Origin of the sequence: Nocardia sp. NPDC050697 (assembly GCF_040654395.1) — a bacterium.
In the GTDB taxonomy this organism is placed as follows: Bacteria; Actinomycetota; Actinomycetes; order Mycobacteriales; family Mycobacteriaceae; genus Nocardia.
Window position 1 is genome coordinate 639310 of the sequence record NZ_JBFAHY010000001.1, and the last position, 18390, is coordinate 657699.

Below are 18390 nucleotides of genomic sequence, written 5' to 3' on the forward strand. Positions count from 1 at the left end.
CGTTGCTCAGGGTGGGTGCCGGTGCTGGGCCGGTCCGTCGGGGGTGCGATGTCGAACGTCTCACCGGTACTGCCGAACCGGGGATGTGGTCACCGGCACGGTGAGGTTTCGCGGCCGGTGTCGTTCGAGCGCAGGGCGGTCATCGCTGGGGTTACGCGCGTAAACTTCGGCGGAGGGTGTGGCGACGGGCTAGTGGATCGTTCGAGGTGGAAGGGGAGTGCGGGTGCGCGCGGTGGAGAATCGGAGCCCGATCCGGGACTGGTGGAGTTACTCGCAGGGGCTGCGGCTGCGGCACCGCCTCGCGGTCCTCGCGCCGGACGCCCAGGACGTCGTGACACAGGCGGGCGGCTGGCTCTTCGACCGGGCGCAGGCGGGCTGGGAGGTGGCGGTGGCGCTCGCCGACGTCGGCGATATCGCGCCGCTGCAGCTCCTCGGCGCGACGGTGCTGGAGCTGGAGGGGCCGCTCTCGGTCCCGGTGCACCACACCTGGCCGGAGCTGCTGATCGTCGCGCCCGCGCTGCTCGCCGCCGATGAGCGGGTGCGCGGCGGCGTGCGGGAGTGCCTCGAGCGCGACCTGCTCGACATCGTCGTGTGGGATCAGGAGTTGCCCGCGGGGTTCGACCGCTGGTTCGCGGGGGCGCACTGCCATCCCAGCGCCGCCGCCCGCGCTTTCAAGGCATGCGCGCTCGCGCTCGGCGGGTATCCCGGCGCCGGTTCCGCGCCGATCGAGCGCTTCCGCGCCGCCGGTGCTCGCATCGACGCCGTCGCAGGCAGTTTCGCGCTCGGCCCGGGCGAGTGCGCAGCCTGCTGACGCGCGTCGGCCGACAGCTCCCCGATCCGCCAGCGGAGTTGCCGGCCCGCCCGCAGTGGGGTCAGTCCGCGAACCCGCTCCCGCGGCCCGCGAGCTCCTCGCCGAGGATGCGGATCGCCTTCGGCCCGACGCCGTGGATGCCGAGCAGTTCCTTCGCGGACACCGCGCTCAGCTGCTCGTAGCGGGCGTAGCCGTGCGCGGCGAGTTCCCGGCGCGCCACCGTGCCGATCCGCGGGGTGAACTCGCCGGCGTCCTGGTCCATGGCCCGATGCCAGAAGCCCCGCACCCAGGGCTGGTTGAATGCAGGCATGTGGTGGTCGATGGACAGGGGGACCCGCCGGTTCTGGAAGACCGTCGGGCGGCCGGTCGATCTCGCCGGCGCGCACGCCTGGCTGCGGGCGCCGATCTCGGCTGTCGCGAAGGGCACCGTCGCCGATACCTGGCTCGCGGCGGAGGTGGAGCGTTCGGGTGGGCGGGTCACGCGGGACGCGGAGGCGGGGCTGCTGCCCGATATCGACGCGCTCGCCGGCCCCGGTTTCGATCCGGCCCGGCTGCATCCCGACGTCCGCGACTTCTACCAGCGCACCGCGCGGTGGCGGATGGAGGCCTGGGTGCAGTGGACGCCGGTGTTCGTGCCCGGCGGCTGGCTGATCACCCGCTACTTCGGGCGGCGGGTGGGGCAGCTGGCGCTGCCGATCCGGCCGCTGGACACCGCGCGTGGCATCGACAGCCGGGTCGAGACCCTGCTCGACGGGGCGGGTGCGCACCTAGGAGCGGCGTGGTTGCGCACCTCCAGGGCCACCGGCGAGTACATCTACAGCGGCTTCTACCGGACGGCTGTGCTGCCCGGCTCCACGCAGCCGAGTGTGCATGTCTGTTTCCCGTTGCCGCTCGGCACCATTCAGGTGTTCCTGCGCCCGGAGCCGGGGGAGAACGGCGCCCTGCGGCTGGTTTCGCCGCCGGGGCCGTTCGGTGCCGACGGGGCCTATGTGACCGTCGTCGAGGGGGAGCGGGCGTGGGCGGCGCGGCTGCCGCTGCACGAGGAGTTCGTCGTCTACCCCGACGGCGCGCAGCTGGTACGCACCGACCACACCCTCGCGCTCGGGCGGGCGACGGTGCTGCGTCTGCACTATCTGCTGCTGCCGCGGGATTGACGGCGGCCGGCGATCACCGCCGCCGGACCGCGCAGGCAGGCCGGTTCGGCCCGGCAGCGGCGGATCTCGCATCCGAGCCGCCCGCGGCGCTACCCGAGCGGGTGCGGCCAGGAGAACCCGACCGTCACCGGGTGCCCGGCCTCGGCCGGGTCGTAGGAGCCGCACCCCAGCGCGAAGTCGGTGACCAGGGTGCGCACGATGTGCCAGCCCAGCCCGTTCAGCACCGGCGGCACAGCGGTGTGCGAGCTGATCAGCACCTCGATCTCGATCGCCAGCACCCGGTACTCGAAGCGCAGGACCGCGCCCGGCACCGCCACCGGGATCAGCGCCATCGCCACCTCGTGCGCGACCAGCTCCAGGTCCGCGGCGGCGTCGATCGCCAGCCCCAGCCCCAATCCCAGCGATCGGGTCATCGAGCGCAGGATCCCCAACTGCTCGGGCCGCGCCCGGATCTCCATCGCAACCGTCGAACCCGACACCCGCGCACCTGCCTCCACATCGGAACCGCTCGCGCGTCCTACCCGAACAGTCCGGTGCGAATCCTGTCCCAGGTGAGGCGCCTCTCGTCCGATGCCCCGGTATGCCGCTGGACGCCGGCAGCGCAGCGGAACGCAACCAGCCACGTCGACAGGGTTCGGCGCGCCACACGCGAGCCATTCGGTGCAAGATCGCTGCGATATCGCCCGGTTCTGCCAGGATGATCGGGTGGACGCCGAGATCGCGGGACGGGTCGTCGCGGGCCGGGCCGCGGCCGGGCGATGAGCGCCGCGCCGGGCCGCGGGGCCGAGGAGCGTGCCGCCGCCGTGCTCGAGGACGATGCCGAGGACCTCTACGAGCACGCGCCCTGCGGCTATCTCTCCACCCTGATGGACGGCACGATCGCCCGGATCAACACCACCCTGCTGGAGTGGCTCGGCCACACCCGCGCGGAGCTGGTCGGGGTCCGCCGGTTCGGCGACCTGCTCACCGTCGGCGGCAGGCTCTACCACGAAACCCACTTCGCGCCGCTGCTGCAGCTGCAGGGCGAGGTGAACGCGATCGCGCTCGAGCTGCGCGCCGCCGACGGACAGCGGCTTCCGGTGCTGGTCACCTCGGTGGTGCGCACCGGCCCCGACGGCACGCCCCTGCTGATCCGCAGCACCGTGGTCGCGGCGAAGGAGCGCAGGGCCTACGAGAGCGAACTGCTGCGCGCGCACCGCGCCTCGGAGGTGGAGCGGGACCGGCTGCACCGGCTCAACCACCTGCTGCAGAGCACGCTGCTGCCGCCCGCGCTGGAGACGGTGCCCGGTCTCGACGCCGCCGCGCACTACCACATCGCCTCGCTGGACGAGGTCGGCGGCGACTTCTACGACCTCTTCCCGCTGGCCGCCGGCCGCTGGGGCTTCTTCCTCGGCGACGTCTGCGGCAAGGGCGCGCTGGCCGCGACCATCACCTCGCGGGTGCGGTACACGCTGCGGTCGGCCGCGGTCTTCGCCGCCGACCCCGCCGCGGTGCTCGAGCACCTCAACGGGGTATTGCTCGAGGCGCACCACCCCGGCGATCCCCGATTCTGTACGGTGCTCTACGGGCAGCTCGTGCTCTCCGGCGGCGGGGTCGAGATCGTCATCGCCTCCGGCGGGCACCCGCCGCCGATCCTGTTGCGCGGCAATGGCTCCGCCTCGTATCTCCCGACCGAGGGAGGCCAGCTGATCGGGGTGCTGGCCGGTGCCGCGATCGTCACGACCACCGTGGCGCTGTGTCCCGGCGACACCGTGCTGTTCTACACCGACGGGCTCACCGAGGCCCGCACGGGCACCGGCGGGCTCTTCGGGGAGCAGGCGCTGCTGCGGCTGGCGGCGACGTTGGCCCCGGTCTCGGCGACCGACGTGGTGACCGCGCTGGCCGATCTGCTGCACACTCTCGGCCCCGGTGTCACCGACGACACCGCGCTGCTGGCGCTGCACCTTCCCGTCCCGATTACCGGACAGTAACATGTAGTACTGTCTGCCGGGTAACGACGTTATCCGTCACGCGATGGGACGTCCCGCATCCGGTGCCGCGCCGAGTCCGGTTCGGCGACAGGCGAACAGCGCGTCGTACTCGCCGCCGGGGCCGGGGGCCCGGAAGGGAACATGGTGGCCGTCGACAGCGCGATCGTGCACGCTTGGCTCGCGGACTTCGCCGAGCGGGTGCGCACCGAGGGCGAGACCGCGCACGTGCTGCGGTACGTCGACCGGGCGATGCTGGAGGAGTTTCCGCGCTTCGCCGCCGACCCGGAGCTGCGCGGCGAGGTGCGCACCAGCGGCAAGGCGCACTGGCTCGGGCTGCTGGCCGGGATCGGGCAGCCGCGGTTCCGGATCCGGCCGCCGATCGAGGTGATCGACGGCGCCCGCACGGTGGCGCGCCGGGGTTACGACCTGAACGTGCTGCTCAAGACCTATCGGGTCGGGCAGCGCGGGCTGTGGCGCTACATCACCGGCGTGCTCGACCTGCAGATCCGCGATCCGGAGCTGCGCGGGGCGGTGCTGGTGACCTTCTGGGAGCGCAGCAGCCAGTGGCTGGACGGCTGCCTGGACGCGGTGGTCACCGCCTACCTCGAGGAGCGCGAGCAGCGCAGCCGCAGCGCCGAGGAGCAGCGCGCCGCCACCGTGCGGGCGCTGCTGCGCGGCGACGCGGCCGCGGCCGAGCTGACGCCGGAGCGGCTCGGGCACAACGTGGAGCACCAGCAGATCGCGCTCACGCTCTGGGCCGAGCACAGCATGGCCTCGCCGGTGGCGGCGCGGGTGCTGGCCCGGCTGGCCGCCGACACCGCCGCCGCGCTCGGCGGCCCGCCCCCGCTCACCCTGCCCAGCGGCACGCACGGGCTGTGGGCCTGGGTCGCGACCCCGGAGCCCGCCGATGTCGCGCTGATCCCGGCGCCGCCGGTGCCCGGCACCCGGATGGCGGCGGGCACCCCGTGGCCGGGGGTGCGCGGGTTCCGGCGCAGCCATCGGGAGGCGCTGGCGGCGCAGCGGCTCGCCACCGACGGTGCCGCCGCCGGGCCGGTGATCGCCTACCGCGATGTGGAGCTGGTGTGCCTGCTCACCGGTGACGGCAGCGTGGAGTCGGCCCGGCTGCTGGTCGAGCGGGAGCTCGGCGGGATCGCGGGCCCCGGTGAACCGGCCGCCCGGCTGCGCGAGACGGTGCGCGAGTTCCTCGCGGGCGGCGGCAGTGTGACGGCCACCGCGGAGGCGCTCGGGGTGCACTCCAATACCGTGCGCTACCGGTTGCAGCAGGCGGAGCAGCGGCTCGGGCGCCCGATCGAGCAGCGCAGGCTGCACCTGGAGCTGGCGCTGGAGGTGCTGGCCGCCTACGGCGACGAACTGCTGCCGACCGGCTGAGACTGGAGCCCGCGCACAAAGCGGATCGATGCCGTTGTGCGGCGGCACCAAGTCCGGCGCGCGGCCCGGCGGGGAGCCGCGCATCCCCCTAGCGTGGGCCGGGTGCGGGTAGCGGGATCGGCGGTGCGGGAGCTGTCCGGCACGCGCGTGCCCGGCGAGCCGCCGCAACCGCGAAGGCCCGGACGGCGAGGCCGGAACCCGCTGTCTAGCAGCGCGAACCGGCACGGCAGCGCCCCGCTATCCGTGGTAGACCTCCGGCTCCAGCGCGTTGCCGGGCGCGATCTGCCCGCAGCTGGTCGGCGCGGGCTCCCCGGCGAAGCGGGCGTTCACCCAGGCGAGCGTCTCCAGGGCCCAGATCGGTACCACGGCACCGTGGCTGAGCAGCGGCAGCTCCCGGTACTGCACCGGCAGCCCGGTCGCGCAGTAGCGGTTCAGCAGGGCGCGCACGTCGCCGGCGATCATGATGCCGTCACCGTCGCCGAGACCGGGCCCGCCGGGCGCGGTTCCCTCGAAGATGCCGCCGGTGCCCTGGTAGACGAGCATCGGGACGGTCGGGACGGGCGCGAGCCCCATATTGATCGCGTTCGCGACCGCGGTGAACTCCGGGATGGAGTTCGGGTCGGCGTACTGCGGCAGCACCATCTGCTGCCAGGTGAGCCCGGGGTACTGCAGGAAGACGTTGATGATGGAGGCGTCCCGCAGCCGGGCGAAGACCTGCCTGCCGTAGTCGCTCAGGTACTGCTCGACATCGATCCCGTACGAGCGCGAGATGCCGACCAGCGCCATCCCGACCACGCCCGCCCAGGCCAGGCTGCCCGAGGCGTAGCGGAGGGTGTGCGCGGGCACGGCGAGCAGCCCGCCCTGCGCGACCCCGATGAGCTGCGCCGCGATCTCCGGGGCGTATTCCGGTGCGAGGATCGCCGCCCAGTTGCTGGCGATCGCGCCGCCGGAGTACCCCATCAGCGCGGTGCGGGTGCCGGGGGCGATGCCGGTCTCGGGCACCCGGGCGACCGCGCGCAGCGAGTCGAGGGTGTTCATCCCGTACTCCGGGCCCGCGGCGAAGTTGGCCTGCTGCCCCTCGGTATCCGGCACCACGATGCTGAAACCCTGCGCGAGCAGCAGCGCGAACCCGGTGACCTCGCCGGAGAAGAACAGCCCGCCGACGGCGAGATTGCGCCCGCCGCTGGTGAATCCGCCGATCTGGATGTCACCGGCCACCGCGCGCGACGGGCTGTCCTCGGGGTTGAGCGAGTCGTAGGCGGACTGGTACGAGATCACGCCCGTGGCCGGGCCGGCACCGGCGGCTCTGAGCACCGAGGTCACATTGGCGACGGCGTTGCCGAGCGCGTCGGTCGAGCGGTACAGCACCTGGATGGCGGTCAGCGGCGTCGGCACCTCGGTGAGGTGGAACGGCACCGTCCGGACGTCGAGGACGGTTCCCGGCGCCAGCGTCGCGAGATCCGCGGTGCCGCTGTAGGAGTAGAAGGTGTCACGGGCCTGCGCGACCGACGGCGCCAGCGCCGTCGCCACCGCCGTCGACAGCGCCGCGACGGCGATGCCCGCCGCCCGTGCGACCGCTCGAGTTCTCATACACGTCCTCCATCACGCCGTTGGGATGACCGGGGTCACACGATCGCGCCGCGCAGAACGGGGTCTCCGGCGACGTGGGCGAGTGAAACCGTCCGGGATCAAATGTCCGCCGACTATGACACAGAGTGGTGCGTGTCGCAATGGCATCCGGTGATTTCGTACCGGCGGGTAAGTGGTCTAGATCACGGCTGTGAGAGGGGGACGCCGAGGGTGGCCAGATAGGTGAGCAGCATCTCCACCCGCATATCCGCCGCCGCCGGCGTCGGGATCAGCGCCTGCAGCTGCGCCTCGCCGTGGAAGACGGTGATGGCCACCTCGGCCAGCGCGCGCCGCTGGGCGGCGGTGAGCTGGGCGAGCTGGGGGAGCCGGTCGGCGGCGGCGCCGATTGCGCGGTAGTGCCGCCCGATCACCGGGAGCAGCAGCGCGCGGAGTTCGGTATCGGTGCGGGAGTTGAATTCGAGTTCGCGCCAGACCCGGTTCGGGTCGGATTCGACCAGTTCGCGCAGGATCAGCAGGATCTCGCGGGGTCCGAGGCCGGGTTCGGCGGCGCGGCGGTCGAACTCGTCGAGCAGCCGGGAGCCGATCCCGCTCGCGCTGTGCACGATCAGCGCGATCCGGTTCGGGAAGTGCCGGAACAGGGCGCCCTGGGAGACGCCGGCCCGCCGGACGATCTCCTGCACCGTCGCGCGCGGGTAGCCGAGCTCGGCGATGGCTCCGATGGTGGCGTCGGTCAGTTTGGCGATCGTCGACTCCCGGCGTTCGGCCTGTGTTCGCTGTGCCACGACCTCGCACGATAGGGCCCTCCGGACCCGGCGTGACCGGGCACTATCGGGAACGTGGCCGATGTGATCGGGCCGCGAGCTCGGCTCGATCTGAAAATGCCGGGACTCACACCGAGGAGGTTCGGTGCCGAAGTCGGAGGGAGGGCGGCCGACGACTCGATGCCCGTCGCTGACGGTTTGATAGCACAACCATACGGGTGTGACTCGTGTCTATCCGAATGTCGGTTCCCCGGGCTGGAGTCGGCGACGTCCGCGCAGGTCGTCCCGAATTCGCACCCCGTTTGCCCGTCGTATGCGGCTGCGACATAAGTAGCGACCGCTCGCTCTCTTTGTTACGTTGCGGAAGCGCCGACGTCGCGAGGTGAGTACCCGGAAGGCATCGGCGCCTTCTTCGATTCGACTGTCCCCATTGCCCTTTCGCCCCCGAACGCGCTGCCGCGGCCGGGCGGCGGAGCTGCGCGGTGGGCGACCAAGGAGGCTGCACGTGCGCGACCAGACGGCTTCGATGCCCCGCGTGCCCGACCGCGGACACGAGAGCGAGAGCGCGCGGCGCAGGCGGCTGGCGTGGATTCGCGCGCAGACCGGCGGCAGCCTGCGCGCGCTGGACACCTTCGACCTGGACCCGGCTCGGCTGGTCGGCAATATCGAGAACCTGGTCGGCAGCGTGACCATCCCGGTCGGGCTGGCCGGGCCGCTGCGCTTCCGCGGCGAGCACGCGACCGGGTGGATCACCGCGCCGTTCGCCACCACCGAGGGCGCGCTGGTCGCGTCGGCGACCCGCGGCGCGCACGCGGTGTCCCGCGCGGGCGGGGTCAGCACGAGGGTGCTCGGGCAGCGCATGGTCCGCTCGCCGCGGTTCGACCTGGACGACGTGGTGAGCGCGCACCGCTTCGCGGCGTGGGCCCAGGCCAGCCAGGACGAGCTGAGCGCGCAGGTCGCCGACGTCTCGCGGCACGCGCGGCTGGTCGGGCTGCGCCCCATGCAGATCGGGCGCAGCGTCGACCTGGTCTTCGAGTACGAGACCGGCGACGCCTCCGGGCAGAACATGACCACCGCCTGCACCTGGCGGGCCTGCCTGTGGATCGAGAAGCAGCTCGCCGACGACCCGGAGATCGCGCTGCGCTCCTTCTGCGTCGAGGGCAATACCGCCGGTGACAAGAAGCTCAGCCAGCGCTCGCTGATCAACGGCCGCGGCACCAGGGTGACCGCGGAGTGCCGGATCGACGGCGCCACGCTCGCCCACGTGCTGAAGGTCGACCAGGCGGCGCTGTGCCGGGCGTATTCGATCAATGTCATCGGCACCGCGCTCGGCGGCGGCATCGCGCCGAACATCAATGTGGCGAACGCGATCGCGGCCATCTTCGCCGCGACCGGCCAGGACATCGCCTGCGTGCACGAGTCCGGCGCCGGGATCCTCAATATCGAGCCGGACGGGGACGGCGTCTACGCCTCGCTGCTGCTGCCCGCGCTGGCGATCGGCACCGTCGGCGGCGGCACCGGGCTGCCGCAGCAGGCCGACTACCTGGAGATGCTCGGCTGCGGCGGCACCGGAACCGCGGGCAGGCTGGCCGAGATCATCGCCGGGTTCGCGCTCGCGCTCGACCTCTCGACGCTGTCGGCGGTGATCGGCGGCCAGTTCGCGACCGCGCACGAGCGGCTCGGCCGCAACCGCCCGGTGCGCTGGTTCACCGCGCTCGACCTGACCCCGGAGTTCTTCGAGCGCACCCTGACCGGCGACGGCCGGGTGCAGACGGTCAAGGTGGTCGGCGACAACACCGAGTCCAGCGTGATCAGCGAGCTGACCCACCGGGTGAGCACCCAGAAGCTGGTCGGGGTGCTGCCGGTGGACGTGCACTTCGACGACGAGGCGGCCCCGCTGGAACTCGTGGTCAAGGCCAAGCCGCTCGACGGCGAGGTGGTGCTGGCCGCGCACCGGCTGGTGTCGCTGGCCGGCGGCAGGCTGGCCGAGGCGTGGTCGCGGGGCAGCGATGCCAGCGGCTTCCTCGGCACCCACCTGCGCGAGCTGGAGCTGTACCGGGACCCGGGGCCGCTGGCGGCGATCATGCCGCGCTGCCACGGCATCCACCGGGCGCCGGAGCGCGAGGCGTACCTGCTGCTGCTGGAGCGGCTCGGCGACGACGTGCTGCTCAGGGACTCCGCCGACCGCCCGCAGGACTGGCGTCCCCACCACGTCCGCGCCGCGCTCGACGGTATCGCGCCGGTGCACGGGCACTGGCTGAACCGCACCGGCGAGCTCGTCGCGAAGCCCTGGTTCGGCCCGGCCACCGAGACCGGCCGCATGGTCGAGATGGCCGAGCTGTGGCGCGGGCTCTACGAGCACCACCACCGCGAGTACCCGCACCTGGTCGCCGGCGAGTGGCTCGCCGAGACCATTGAGTGGATCGAGACCGTCGCCGACTGGTGGCCGGAGCTGGAGGCCATGCCGCGCACCCTGGTGCACAACGACTTCAACTCCCGCAATATCGGGCTGCGCGAGGTCGCGGACGGTTTCGAGCTGGTGGCCTACGACTGGGAGCTGGCCTCGGTGCACGTGCCGCAGCGCGACCTGGCCGAGCTGCTCGCCTACGTGCTGACCCCGGCGGCCACCGCCGAGGAGGTCGAGGGCCACCTCGAGCACCACCGGCTCGCGGTGCAGCGCGCCGCGGGCGTCGCGCTCGACCCGGTGCGGTGGCGGCGCGGGTACCGGCTGGCGCTGGCCGATTTCACCGTGCGCAGGCTCTCGCTGTACCTGATGGTGCACACCGCGCACCGGCTCTCGTTCCTGGAGCGGGTCGTCGCCACGGTGGCGCGGCTCGGCGAGATCGAGCGGGGCCGCGGATGAGGGTGCACCACCTGGACTGCGGCCCGCTCGCGAGCGGGATCGTCACGCACTGCCTGCTGGTCGAGACCGCCGACGCGCTGGTGCTGGTGGACAGCGGCTTCGGCACCGCCGATCTCGCCGAGCCGGACCGCAGGCTCGGCTGGACCCGGCGGGTGCTCGCGCCCCGGCTCGACCCGGAGCACACCGCGCTGCGGCAGGTCGCGGCGCTGGGGTACGACCCGCGCGACGTCGGCCACATCGTGCTGACCCACCTGGACTACGACCACGCCGGCGGGATCGGCGACTTCCCGCGGGCCCGAATCCATGTGCACGGCCCCGAGCTGCGCGCCGCCGCCGCGCCGACCGGCACCGACCGCTGGCGCTACCGCACCGCGCAGTGGGCGCACGGCCCGCGCTGGTCGATCCACGAGCGCGGCGGGGCCGAGTGGTTCGGCTTCCCCGGCACCGCGGCGCCGAGCGGGCTGCCACCCGAGCTGCGGCTGGTCCCGCTCTACGGCCACACCGCGGGCCACGTCGGCGTCGCGATCGACACCGGGGAGCGGTGGCTGCTGCACGCGGGCGACGCCTTCGTCTCCGAACTCCAGCTGCATCGGCTGCTGCCCGGGCTGCTGCTGGCCGGCGCCGCGTTCGGGGTGCCCGAACCGCGGCTCGCCACCGCCCGGGTGCGCACGCTGCACCGGCTGGCCGAGCTCACCCGGCTACCGGGCGCGCCGGTCACCGTGTTCGCCGCGCACGACCCGATCACCTTCGCCCGACTGGCGAACCAACCGGAAGGAGAGCGGTCGTGCGCCGGACTGTGATGCACGCCAAGGTGCACCGCGCCACCGTCACCCAGGCCGACCTGCACTACGTCGGCTCGGTCACCATCGATGCCGAGCTGCTGCGCGCGGCCGGCATCCTCGAGGGCGAACAGGTCGACATCGTCGACATCACCAACGGCGCCCGGCTCACCACGTACGTGATCAGCGGCGAGCCCGGGTCGGGGGTGATCGGGATCAACGGCGCCGCCGCGCACCTGGTGCACCCGGGCGACCTGGTGATCGTGATCGCCTACGGCCAGTTCGACCCCGCCGAGCTCGCCGCGCACCGGCCGCGGGTGGTGCACGTCGACGCCGCCAACCGGATCGTCGCGATCGGGGCCGACCCCGCGCAACCCGTCCCCGGTGCCACGGACCAGATCTCCGGTGCCCGCACCGCCGCCGGACAGCGACAAGGAACTCCCTCGTGACCACCACCATCAGCACCGAGTCCCCGTTCGCGCTGCGGCTGCTCGCCTACTCCAACGAGCGCTTCCCCGCCTGGCAGGTCGCGGCGCAGCTGCCCATGTTCCTGGCCGCCTTCCTCTTCGGTCAGGCGATCACCGATCAGGAACCGGCGCTGCGGGCCGCCACCTGGGCCGGCTTCGCGGCCTTCGTCGCCTACACGCTCATGGTGCGCTGCATCGACGACAACAAGGACGCCGCGCACGATGCCGAGCACTACCCGGAGCGGGTGCTGCAGCGCGGGCTGGTGACCTTCACCCAGCTGCGGGTGATCGCGGTGCTCTGCCTGGTGGTCTCGGTGGCGGTCTCGATCTGGATCGACGGCGGGCCGGGCCGGGTGACGCTGTGGTGGGTGGTCATCTTCGTGACCAACAACCTCGTGCAGTTCGTGCAGGTGAAGTGGGCGGCGATCGGGGCGTGGCTGGAGTCGCGGCGGGTGCTGCTCGCGCTGAGCGTGGTGCCGTTCTGGGGCTTCGGCTCGGTGTGGATCGCGCAGATGGGCGGCGGCGACCGGCTGGTGCCGGCGGCGGTGTGGTGGCTGGTGGCGCTGTGGTGCGTGGCGGCGCTGCTGCTGGAGATCGCGCGCAAGTCGCGCACGCCCGGCGACGACCGGCCGACCGTGGTCGACTACACGAAGGCGGCGGGGTCGTGGACCCGGTCGCTCGGCCTGGCCGGCACGGTCGCGGTCCTGGTGGCGCTCGCCGTCGTTGCCACCGTGCTCGAGGTGGTCGTGCTGCACACCGCGGGTGCGGACGCCCGGTGGGCGATCATCGCGCTCGGGGTCACCGCGCTGCTCCCGATCGGGGCGGCGGTGCGGTTCCTGGTGCAGCCGGACCGGTTCCGGGTCAAGGATGTCGCGGAGATGTCGGCGGGGATGTGGCTGATCGGGCAGATCGTCTCGGCCGCCGCGCTGCTGGCGGTGATCTGAGGCGGTGATGGAGCCCTTCGCCATCGTCGGGGCGGCGCTCGCGCTGCCCGGCGTCGCCGACCTGGATCGCTTCCGCGCCGATCTGCTCGCGGGCGCCACGCACTTCGGCCCGGTGCCGCGCGTGCGCGCCGACGCCGACGAGGTTCCGGTCGCCTCGGTGCTGCCCGAGGCGGAGCTGTTCGACCGCGAGTTCTTCGGGCTGACCGCCAGCGAGGCGCGCTGGACCGACCCGCAGCAGCGGCTGCTGCTCCGGCTGGCCCACGAGGCCATGGAATCCACCGGGATCGCGCGCTCCGGCGCTCGGATCGGGGTGTACGCGACGGCCTCGGCGTCGACCTGGCTGCACGGCCGGGTGCCCGCGCCGGAGCCGGGCCCGGCCCGGGTCGACTACCGCGCGCTGCTCGGCAACGACCGCGACTTCCTGGCCAGCCGCATCGCCTACCGCCTCGGCTGCACCGGCCCGGCGCTGACCGTGCAGAGCGCGTGCTCGAGTTCGCTGGTCGCGCTGCACCAGGCGTGCCTGGGGCTGGCCTTCGGCGACGCCGACACCGCGATCGTGGGAGCGGCGTCGCTGGCCTTCCCGCAGGGGCAGGGGTACCTGCACGAGGCGGGCGGGATCCTCTCGGCCACCGGGCGCTCGCGGCCCTTCGACGCGGCCGCCGACGGCACCGTGCGCGGGAGCGGCGGCGGGGTGGTGGTGGTGCGGCGGCTCGCCGATGCCAGGGCGGACGGCGATGCCGTGCTCGCGGTGATCGCGGGTTCGGCGATCAACAACGACGGCGCGCGGCGGATGGCGTACAGCGCGCCCGCGGTCGGCGGGCAGCAGGACGTGCTCGCGGCCGCGCTGGACCGGGCGGGGATCACCCCCGGTGCGCTCGGCTACCTCGAAACACACGGCACGGGAACGCCGCTCGGTGATCCGATCGAGTTCCGCGCGCTCTCCCGGGCCTACGCGGACCCGGCCGGGCGGCGCTGCTACCTCGGCGCGGCCAAGGCGGGGTACGGCCACCTCGACGTGGCCGCGGGCATGGTCGGGCTGCTGAAGGCGATGCTGGTGCTGCGCGAGCGCACGATCTTCCCCCAGCCCGCGTTCACCGCGCCCAATCCGGCGATCCCGCTGGCGGATTCGCGGTTCGCCTTCGCCACCGAGCCGGTGCCGGTGCCCGACCTGGAGTACGCCGCCGTCAGCTCGTTCGGCATGGGCGGTACCAATGGGCACGTCGTGTTGCGGCGGGCCGAGGCGCGGGCACCGGGACCGGCCGAAGGGGGGCCGGTCCCGGTGGTGGTCTCGGCCCGCTCGGCGGACGGGCTGCGCGAGTACCGGCAGCGGCTCGCCGAGTACCTGCGGGCGAACCCGGAGCCGGCGGTGCGCGATATCGCGGTGACGCTGGACCGCCGGGTGCGCCACGAGCACGTCTGGACGGGCTCGGCGGGGTCCGCCACCGAACTGGCCGAGCTGCTCGCGCTGGAGCCGGTCGGCTCGACGGCCGCCCGGTTCGAAGTGGAGTCCGATGTGGGCCAGCGGATCTGGCTCCCGCCGAGCCCGCTGATCCCGGAGCGCCACAGCCTGCCGCTGCTGGCAGCGCCCGCGCCCGCCCGCGAGGACGACGCGCACGCCCTGTTCGTGCGGCTGGCCGTGGCCGAGCTGGGCGGCGGGGCGGACGAGGACACCGACTTCTTCGCCGCGGGCGGGGAGTCCATGATGCTGGTCGCGCTGGCCGGCACGCTCACCGACAGCATCGGCTTCCGGGTCGACTTCGACGCGCTGGACGGGGTCTCCCGGATCGGTGACCTGGCCGCGATCCTGGCCGGACAGGCACGTGCCCAGGGGCGGGCCACGGGACGGCATCGGGACGACGCGCCCGGCGACCCCGATCTGCTGGTCCTCGGCGCGGGCGAGCCGCAGATCTACCTGTACCCGCCCGCGGGCGGCACCAACTTCGGCTATGCCGCGCTCCAGCGCGCGGCACCGCGGTTGACCCTGGCGGCGTTCCGCGCGGTGCGCGGCGCGCACACCGTCGAGGAGATCGCCGCCGCCTGCGTGCGCACCCTGCGGGCCCGCGGCGCCGTCACCCCGGAGCTGGTGCTCGGCGGGTACTCCTTCGGCGGCAATGTCGCCTTCGAGATGGCGCGGCAGCTCGAAGGCGACGGCATGCCACCGGCCCGGCTGGTGCTCATCGATTCCTTCCCGCCGCAGGCGTTCGGGGCCGAACCGGTGCAGCCGGAGGCGCTGAGCCGCGAGGTCGGCGCGATCGCGCGCACGGCCGCCGCCGAGCTGCCCGGCGCCGACCCCGCGGGTCTCCTCGCCGCCTTCGAATCGCTGTGGCTGGCCAATACGAGCGCATTGCGCGCCTACCGGCCCGCGGCCCCGGTCTCGGTGCCGATCACGGTGCTCCGCGCCGAGATCCCGCTCCCCGCGTGGCGGGCCCGCGCCGTCGGCATCGACCCCGCCGCCGGCACCGACTGGTCCCGCTGGACCCGTGCGGCGGTGCAGACCGTCGACACCCCCGGCGACCACTACACCGTCTTCACCGAGCCGCCCTGCCGGGCGGCGGCGGCCGAGCTGCTCGAGCGGGCGCTGCACACGAGAAGGACCATTCCATGAGACCCGCCTCCCCGATCCAGCGGCACCTGGTGCTCGCCGCCGCGCTGCGCCCCGCCGACCCGGCGCAGAACTGGGCGCTGCTCTCCCGGCTGCCCGCCGGGACCGACCCGGTCCGGTTCGCCGCCGCCGTCGCGGCGATCCTGCACGGCAATCGCGCCTTCACGGAGACCTTCACGCTCACCGGTGGCGATGTCGTCGTGACTCCGACGGACGTGCGCGCGCCGGTCCCGGTCACCCGCTACCCCGACCTCGCCGCCATCCAGGCCGAGGCGGGCAGGCTCGGCGACACCGTCTTCGACCCGGCGATCGCCCCCCTCTACCGCGCGGAGATCGCCACCGACGGCACCGACGCCTACTTCCTGTTCGCCGGCGCGCACGTGCTCTCCGACGGTTTCGGCTTCTACAACCTGCTCGCCGACTTCGCCGCCCGCTACGCCGATCCCGCCTACACCAGCCCCGACCCCGGCTCGCCCGCCGATGCCGCCGAGCCGCCCGCCCCGAGCCGCGCCGCCGCCGCGCGGCACTTCGGCGCGGTGCTCGCCGGCCTCGACGACCTGCGCGTCGAGGGCTGGCGCGAGCGCGACCCCGACGGCCGGATCACCGGCGGCATCCGCCGCGAACCCTTGCCGCGCGCCGACTACGACCGCGCCAAGGCGGCGGGGGCCGCGCTCGGCGTGCGCCGCTACACAGTGCTGCTCGCGACGCTGGCGCTCGCCGCGGGCTGCCTGGCGGGCACCGACACCGTCGTGGTCTCCACCCCGATGTCCAATCGCCGCTCGGGGGCGGGCTCGGCGACCACCCGCGGCGTGCGCGTCAACGCCCTGCCGATCCGGTTCGACCTGCGCCCGGAGCTCGGCTTCGCCGAGCTCTGCGCGCGCACCGAGACCCAGCTGCGCGGGCTGCTCGAGTTCGAGCAGCTGCCCTTCTCGGCGTTCTCCCGCAGCCTGATCGGCTCCGAGGCCATGGACGCCACCCAGCCCTCGGTCGCCTTCACCCTGTACCCGCGCCCGCTGGCCGCGGTCGTGGACGGCGTGGCGGGCGAGGCGCTGCACGTGGACCGCCGCTACCTGCAGCACCCGCTCTCGGTGACCGTCGAGGTGGGCGCGGACGAGCCCGCGCTGCTCGTCCAGCGCGCCGATCAGCTGCCCGACGCCGATATCGGCGCGCTCTACCGGCACGTGCTGCACCAGGTCGTGGCCGCCCCGGAGAGCCTGCGGCTCGGCGAGATCAGCTGGGCCGAAGGCGATCTCGCCGCGCGGGTCGACCCGGAGACCACCTTCCCGCGCCGCAGCATGGCCGCGGAGTTCGCGACCGCGGTGGCCCGCGCTCCCGAGGCGACGGCGGTGCGCACCGACGACGAGAAGCTGAGCTACGCCGAGCTGGACGCGCTCTCCGACGCCGTCGCGGCCTGGCTGCGCGCGCACGTCCCCGGCGCCCTGGTCGGCGTCACCATCGCGCCCTCGGTGCGGCTGGTGGCGACCATGCTCGGGGTGTTCAAGGCGGGCAAGGTCTACGTGCCGATCGATGTGGCGGCCGCCCCGGCCCGGGTCGCCCAGATCGCCGCGGCCTGCCCCGGCATCACGATCGTCACTGGCCCGGCCGATGAGGACGGCGCGAGCCGCTGCGACCCGCTGCCCGGTGTGCGCACGGTGGCGATGCCCGAGCGGCTGCCGGCCGCCCCCGCCTCGGGTGACGGCCCTGCCCCGGACGATCTCGCCTACATCATCTTCACCTCCGGCACGACCGGCACCCCGAAGGGTGTGCGGATCGGCCACGACGCCGCGGTCCGGTTCTTCGACGGGCTGCGGCGGGCCACCGGCATCGGGGCGGAGCGCTGGCTGCTGTTCCACTCGATGTCGTTCGACATCTCCCTCGTCGAGACCTTCGGTGCGCTGTTCTCCGGTGGCGCGGTGTGCATTCCGGGCGCCGAGGTCAAGCGCGACCCGGCCGCGCTCGGCGCCTTCCTGGACCGGCACCGGGTGGCGGTGGTGTCGCAGACGCCGTCGGCGTTCGCCGTGCACGGGCCGTGGCTTCGCACGCTGGACCACCTGCGTCACGTGCTGCTGTGCGGGGAGCGGCTGGAGTACGGCAGCGTCGGCGGTTTCGTCGCCGCCCGCCCCGACGTGGCGGTCGTGAACTGCTACGGCATCACCGAGACCACCATGTACCACACCGCGTTCCGCGTCCCGGCCCGGCCGCCGGAGCGCTCCGTCATCGGCAGGCCGTTCGCCGACACCGGCATGGCCGTGGTCGACGCCGCGCACCGGGTGCTGCCCCGCGGCGTCCCCGGCCAGCTCGTGATCAGCGGTCCCGGGCTCATGCGGGGGTATCTCGGGGACGACGAGCTCACCCGCGCGCGCATCGTCGAGATCGACGGCGTGCCCCGCTACCTCTCCGGCGATCGGGGCACGCTCGGCGCGGACGGGCAGTTCGTCGTCGCGGGCCGGATGGACACCCAGGTCAAGATTCGCGGCCACCGCCTCGAGCCGGGCGAGGTCGAGCGGGCCCTGCACCGGACCGGGCTGGTCGCGAACGCGCACGTGCTGGTGGCGGGGGAGGGGCTCACCGCCGAACTCGTGTGCTTCCTGGTGCTGACCGGGGACGGCGATCTCGCGGCGGTCCGCGATCGGCTGCGCCCGCTGCTGCCCCGCGCCTTCCACCCCGACCGCTACCTGGTCGTCCCGGTGCTGCCGGTGAACGCCAACGGCAAGCTCGACGCCGCCGCGCTGACCCGGCTGCACACCGCCGACCGCGACACCGCGCCCGCCGCCGCGCCGGGCGACCGCGCCGCTGCCGGGCTCGACGCGGTGGTGACCGAGGTGTGGAGCGAAGTGCTCGGCAGCACCGCATTCGACGGCTCCACCCGGTTCTTCGACGCGGGCGGAACCTCGGCCATGGTGCTGCAGGTCGGCGAGCGGCTGCGGGCCCGGCTCGGGCTGCCCGAGCTGAGCGTGGTCGACCTGTTCGAGCACTGCACCCCCGACACGCTGACCGAGTTCCTGGCCGAGCGGGTGTGACGCCCGTGCCCGCGAACCCCGACGACAGGAAGCGAGACCC

Annotated in this window: 14 protein-coding genes; 10 read left to right on the forward strand and 4 right to left on the reverse strand. The window is 73.7% G+C overall.

From position 1 onward, the window contains the following. The first annotated feature begins 217 nt into the window (after window positions 1-217). Window positions 218-811: a hypothetical protein gene (locus AB0H71_RS03230; protein WP_357014367.1), complete on the forward strand. Its 594-nt coding sequence runs from the start codon at window positions 218-220 to the stop codon at window positions 809-811. Window positions 812-872: 61 nt separating this feature from the next. Here the strand turns inward: AB0H71_RS03230 and AB0H71_RS03235 are convergent, their stop codons facing one another. Further along, window positions 873-1073 (reverse strand): hypothetical protein, encoded by a 201-nt coding sequence (locus AB0H71_RS03235; protein WP_357016122.1) that lies wholly within the window; start codon window positions 1071-1073, stop codon window positions 873-875. 58 nt (window positions 1074-1131) lie between these two features. On the opposite strand from AB0H71_RS03235, the gene AB0H71_RS03240 reads away from it, so the two are divergent. After that, window positions 1132-1965, forward strand: coding sequence for a hypothetical protein (locus tag AB0H71_RS03240; RefSeq protein WP_357014369.1), 834 nt, complete (start codon window positions 1132-1134; stop codon window positions 1963-1965). Between the two features lie 89 nt (window positions 1966-2054). On the opposite strand, the gene AB0H71_RS03245 is transcribed toward AB0H71_RS03240, so the two are convergent. Then, window positions 2055-2378 (reverse strand): hypothetical protein, encoded by a 324-nt coding sequence (locus AB0H71_RS03245; protein WP_357014371.1) that lies wholly within the window; start codon window positions 2376-2378, stop codon window positions 2055-2057. A 345-nt stretch (window positions 2379-2723) separates the two neighbouring features. Here AB0H71_RS03245 and AB0H71_RS03250 point away from each other — a divergent pair, with 345 nt between their 5' ends. Both AB0H71_RS03250 and AB0H71_RS03255 read left to right on the forward strand, forming a co-directional pair. Next, entirely contained in the window at window positions 2724-3935 is a 1212-nt protein-coding gene (locus AB0H71_RS03250) for a SpoIIE family protein phosphatase (protein ID WP_357014373.1), read from the forward strand. A 141-nt stretch (window positions 3936-4076) separates the two neighbouring features. Continuing rightward, window positions 4077-5324: a helix-turn-helix domain-containing protein gene (locus AB0H71_RS03255; protein ID WP_357014374.1), complete on the forward strand. Its 1248-nt coding sequence runs from the start codon at window positions 4077-4079 to the stop codon at window positions 5322-5324. 237 nt (window positions 5325-5561) lie between these two features. On the opposite strand, the gene AB0H71_RS03260 is transcribed toward AB0H71_RS03255, so the two are convergent. Both AB0H71_RS03260 and AB0H71_RS03265 read right to left on the reverse strand, forming a co-directional pair. Beyond that, window positions 5562-6914: a lipase family protein gene (locus tag AB0H71_RS03260; protein WP_357014376.1), complete on the reverse strand. Its 1353-nt coding sequence runs from the start codon at window positions 6912-6914 to the stop codon at window positions 5562-5564. A 182-nt stretch (window positions 6915-7096) separates the two neighbouring features. Next, window positions 7097-7696 carry a TetR/AcrR family transcriptional regulator gene (locus tag AB0H71_RS03265; protein ID WP_357014378.1) on the reverse strand — a complete coding sequence of 200 codons (600 nt, stop codon included), beginning with the start codon at window positions 7694-7696 and terminating at the stop codon, window positions 7097-7099. A 514-nt stretch (window positions 7697-8210) separates the two neighbouring features. Between AB0H71_RS03265 and AB0H71_RS03270 the strand changes: the two genes are divergently transcribed. The 6 genes from AB0H71_RS03270 to AB0H71_RS03295 are packed head-to-tail and all read left to right on the forward strand — an operon-like array spanning window position 8211 to window position 18350. Further along, window positions 8211-10538 carry a hypothetical protein gene (locus tag AB0H71_RS03270; protein ID WP_357014380.1) on the forward strand — a complete coding sequence of 776 codons (2328 nt, stop codon included), beginning with the start codon at window positions 8211-8213 and terminating at the stop codon, window positions 10536-10538. Further along, complete coding sequence (locus tag AB0H71_RS03275) at window positions 10535-11338, forward strand: MBL fold metallo-hydrolase (protein WP_357014381.1); 804 nt, start codon at window positions 10535-10537, stop codon at window positions 11336-11338. The genes AB0H71_RS03270 and AB0H71_RS03275 overlap by 4 nt, the downstream gene beginning before the upstream one ends. Then, a complete protein-coding gene (panD, locus tag AB0H71_RS03280; protein ID WP_357014382.1) occupies window positions 11323-11766 on the forward strand; it encodes an aspartate 1-decarboxylase in 444 nt (147 codons plus the stop codon). Before AB0H71_RS03275 ends, panD begins: the two co-directional genes overlap by 16 nt. Then, window positions 11763-12728, forward strand: coding sequence for a hypothetical protein (locus tag AB0H71_RS03285; RefSeq protein ID WP_357014384.1), 966 nt, complete (start codon window positions 11763-11765; stop codon window positions 12726-12728). The genes panD and AB0H71_RS03285 overlap by 4 nt, the downstream gene beginning before the upstream one ends. Before the next feature lie 7 nt (window positions 12729-12735). Continuing rightward, window positions 12736-15333 carry a beta-ketoacyl synthase N-terminal-like domain-containing protein gene (locus tag AB0H71_RS03290; protein ID WP_357016125.1) on the forward strand — a complete coding sequence of 866 codons (2598 nt, stop codon included), beginning with the start codon at window positions 12736-12738 and terminating at the stop codon, window positions 15331-15333. After that, a complete protein-coding gene (locus AB0H71_RS03295; protein ID WP_357014385.1) occupies window positions 15330-18350 on the forward strand; it encodes an amino acid adenylation domain-containing protein in 3021 nt (1006 codons plus the stop codon). The genes AB0H71_RS03290 and AB0H71_RS03295 overlap by 4 nt, the downstream gene beginning before the upstream one ends. Window positions 18351-18390: the final 40 nt, after the last annotated feature.

Coding starts and splice junctions, on each gene's coding strand:
- AB0H71_RS03235 (WP_357016122.1), bottom strand. CDS start 1,073: ATGGACCAGGACGCCGGCGAGTTCACCCCGCGGATCGGCACGGTGGCG.
- AB0H71_RS03240 (WP_357014369.1), top strand. CDS start 1,132: ATGGACAGGGGGACCCGCCGGTTCTGGAAGACCGTCGGGCGGCCGGTC.
- AB0H71_RS03245 (WP_357014371.1), bottom strand. CDS start 2,378: ATGACCCGATCGCTGGGATTGGGGCTGGGGCTGGCGATCGACGCCGCC.
- AB0H71_RS03250 (WP_357014373.1), top strand. CDS start 2,724: ATGAGCGCCGCGCCGGGCCGCGGGGCCGAGGAGCGTGCCGCCGCCGTG.
- AB0H71_RS03255 (WP_357014374.1), top strand. CDS start 4,077: ATGGTGGCCGTCGACAGCGCGATCGTGCACGCTTGGCTCGCGGACTTC.
- AB0H71_RS03260 (WP_357014376.1), bottom strand. CDS start 6,914: ATGAGAACTCGAGCGGTCGCACGGGCGGCGGGCATCGCCGTCGCGGCG.
- AB0H71_RS03275 (WP_357014381.1), top strand. CDS start 10,535: ATGAGGGTGCACCACCTGGACTGCGGCCCGCTCGCGAGCGGGATCGTC.
- AB0H71_RS03290 (WP_357016125.1), top strand. CDS start 12,736: ATGGAGCCCTTCGCCATCGTCGGGGCGGCGCTCGCGCTGCCCGGCGTC.
- AB0H71_RS03295 (WP_357014385.1), top strand. CDS start 15,330: ATGAGACCCGCCTCCCCGATCCAGCGGCACCTGGTGCTCGCCGCCGCG.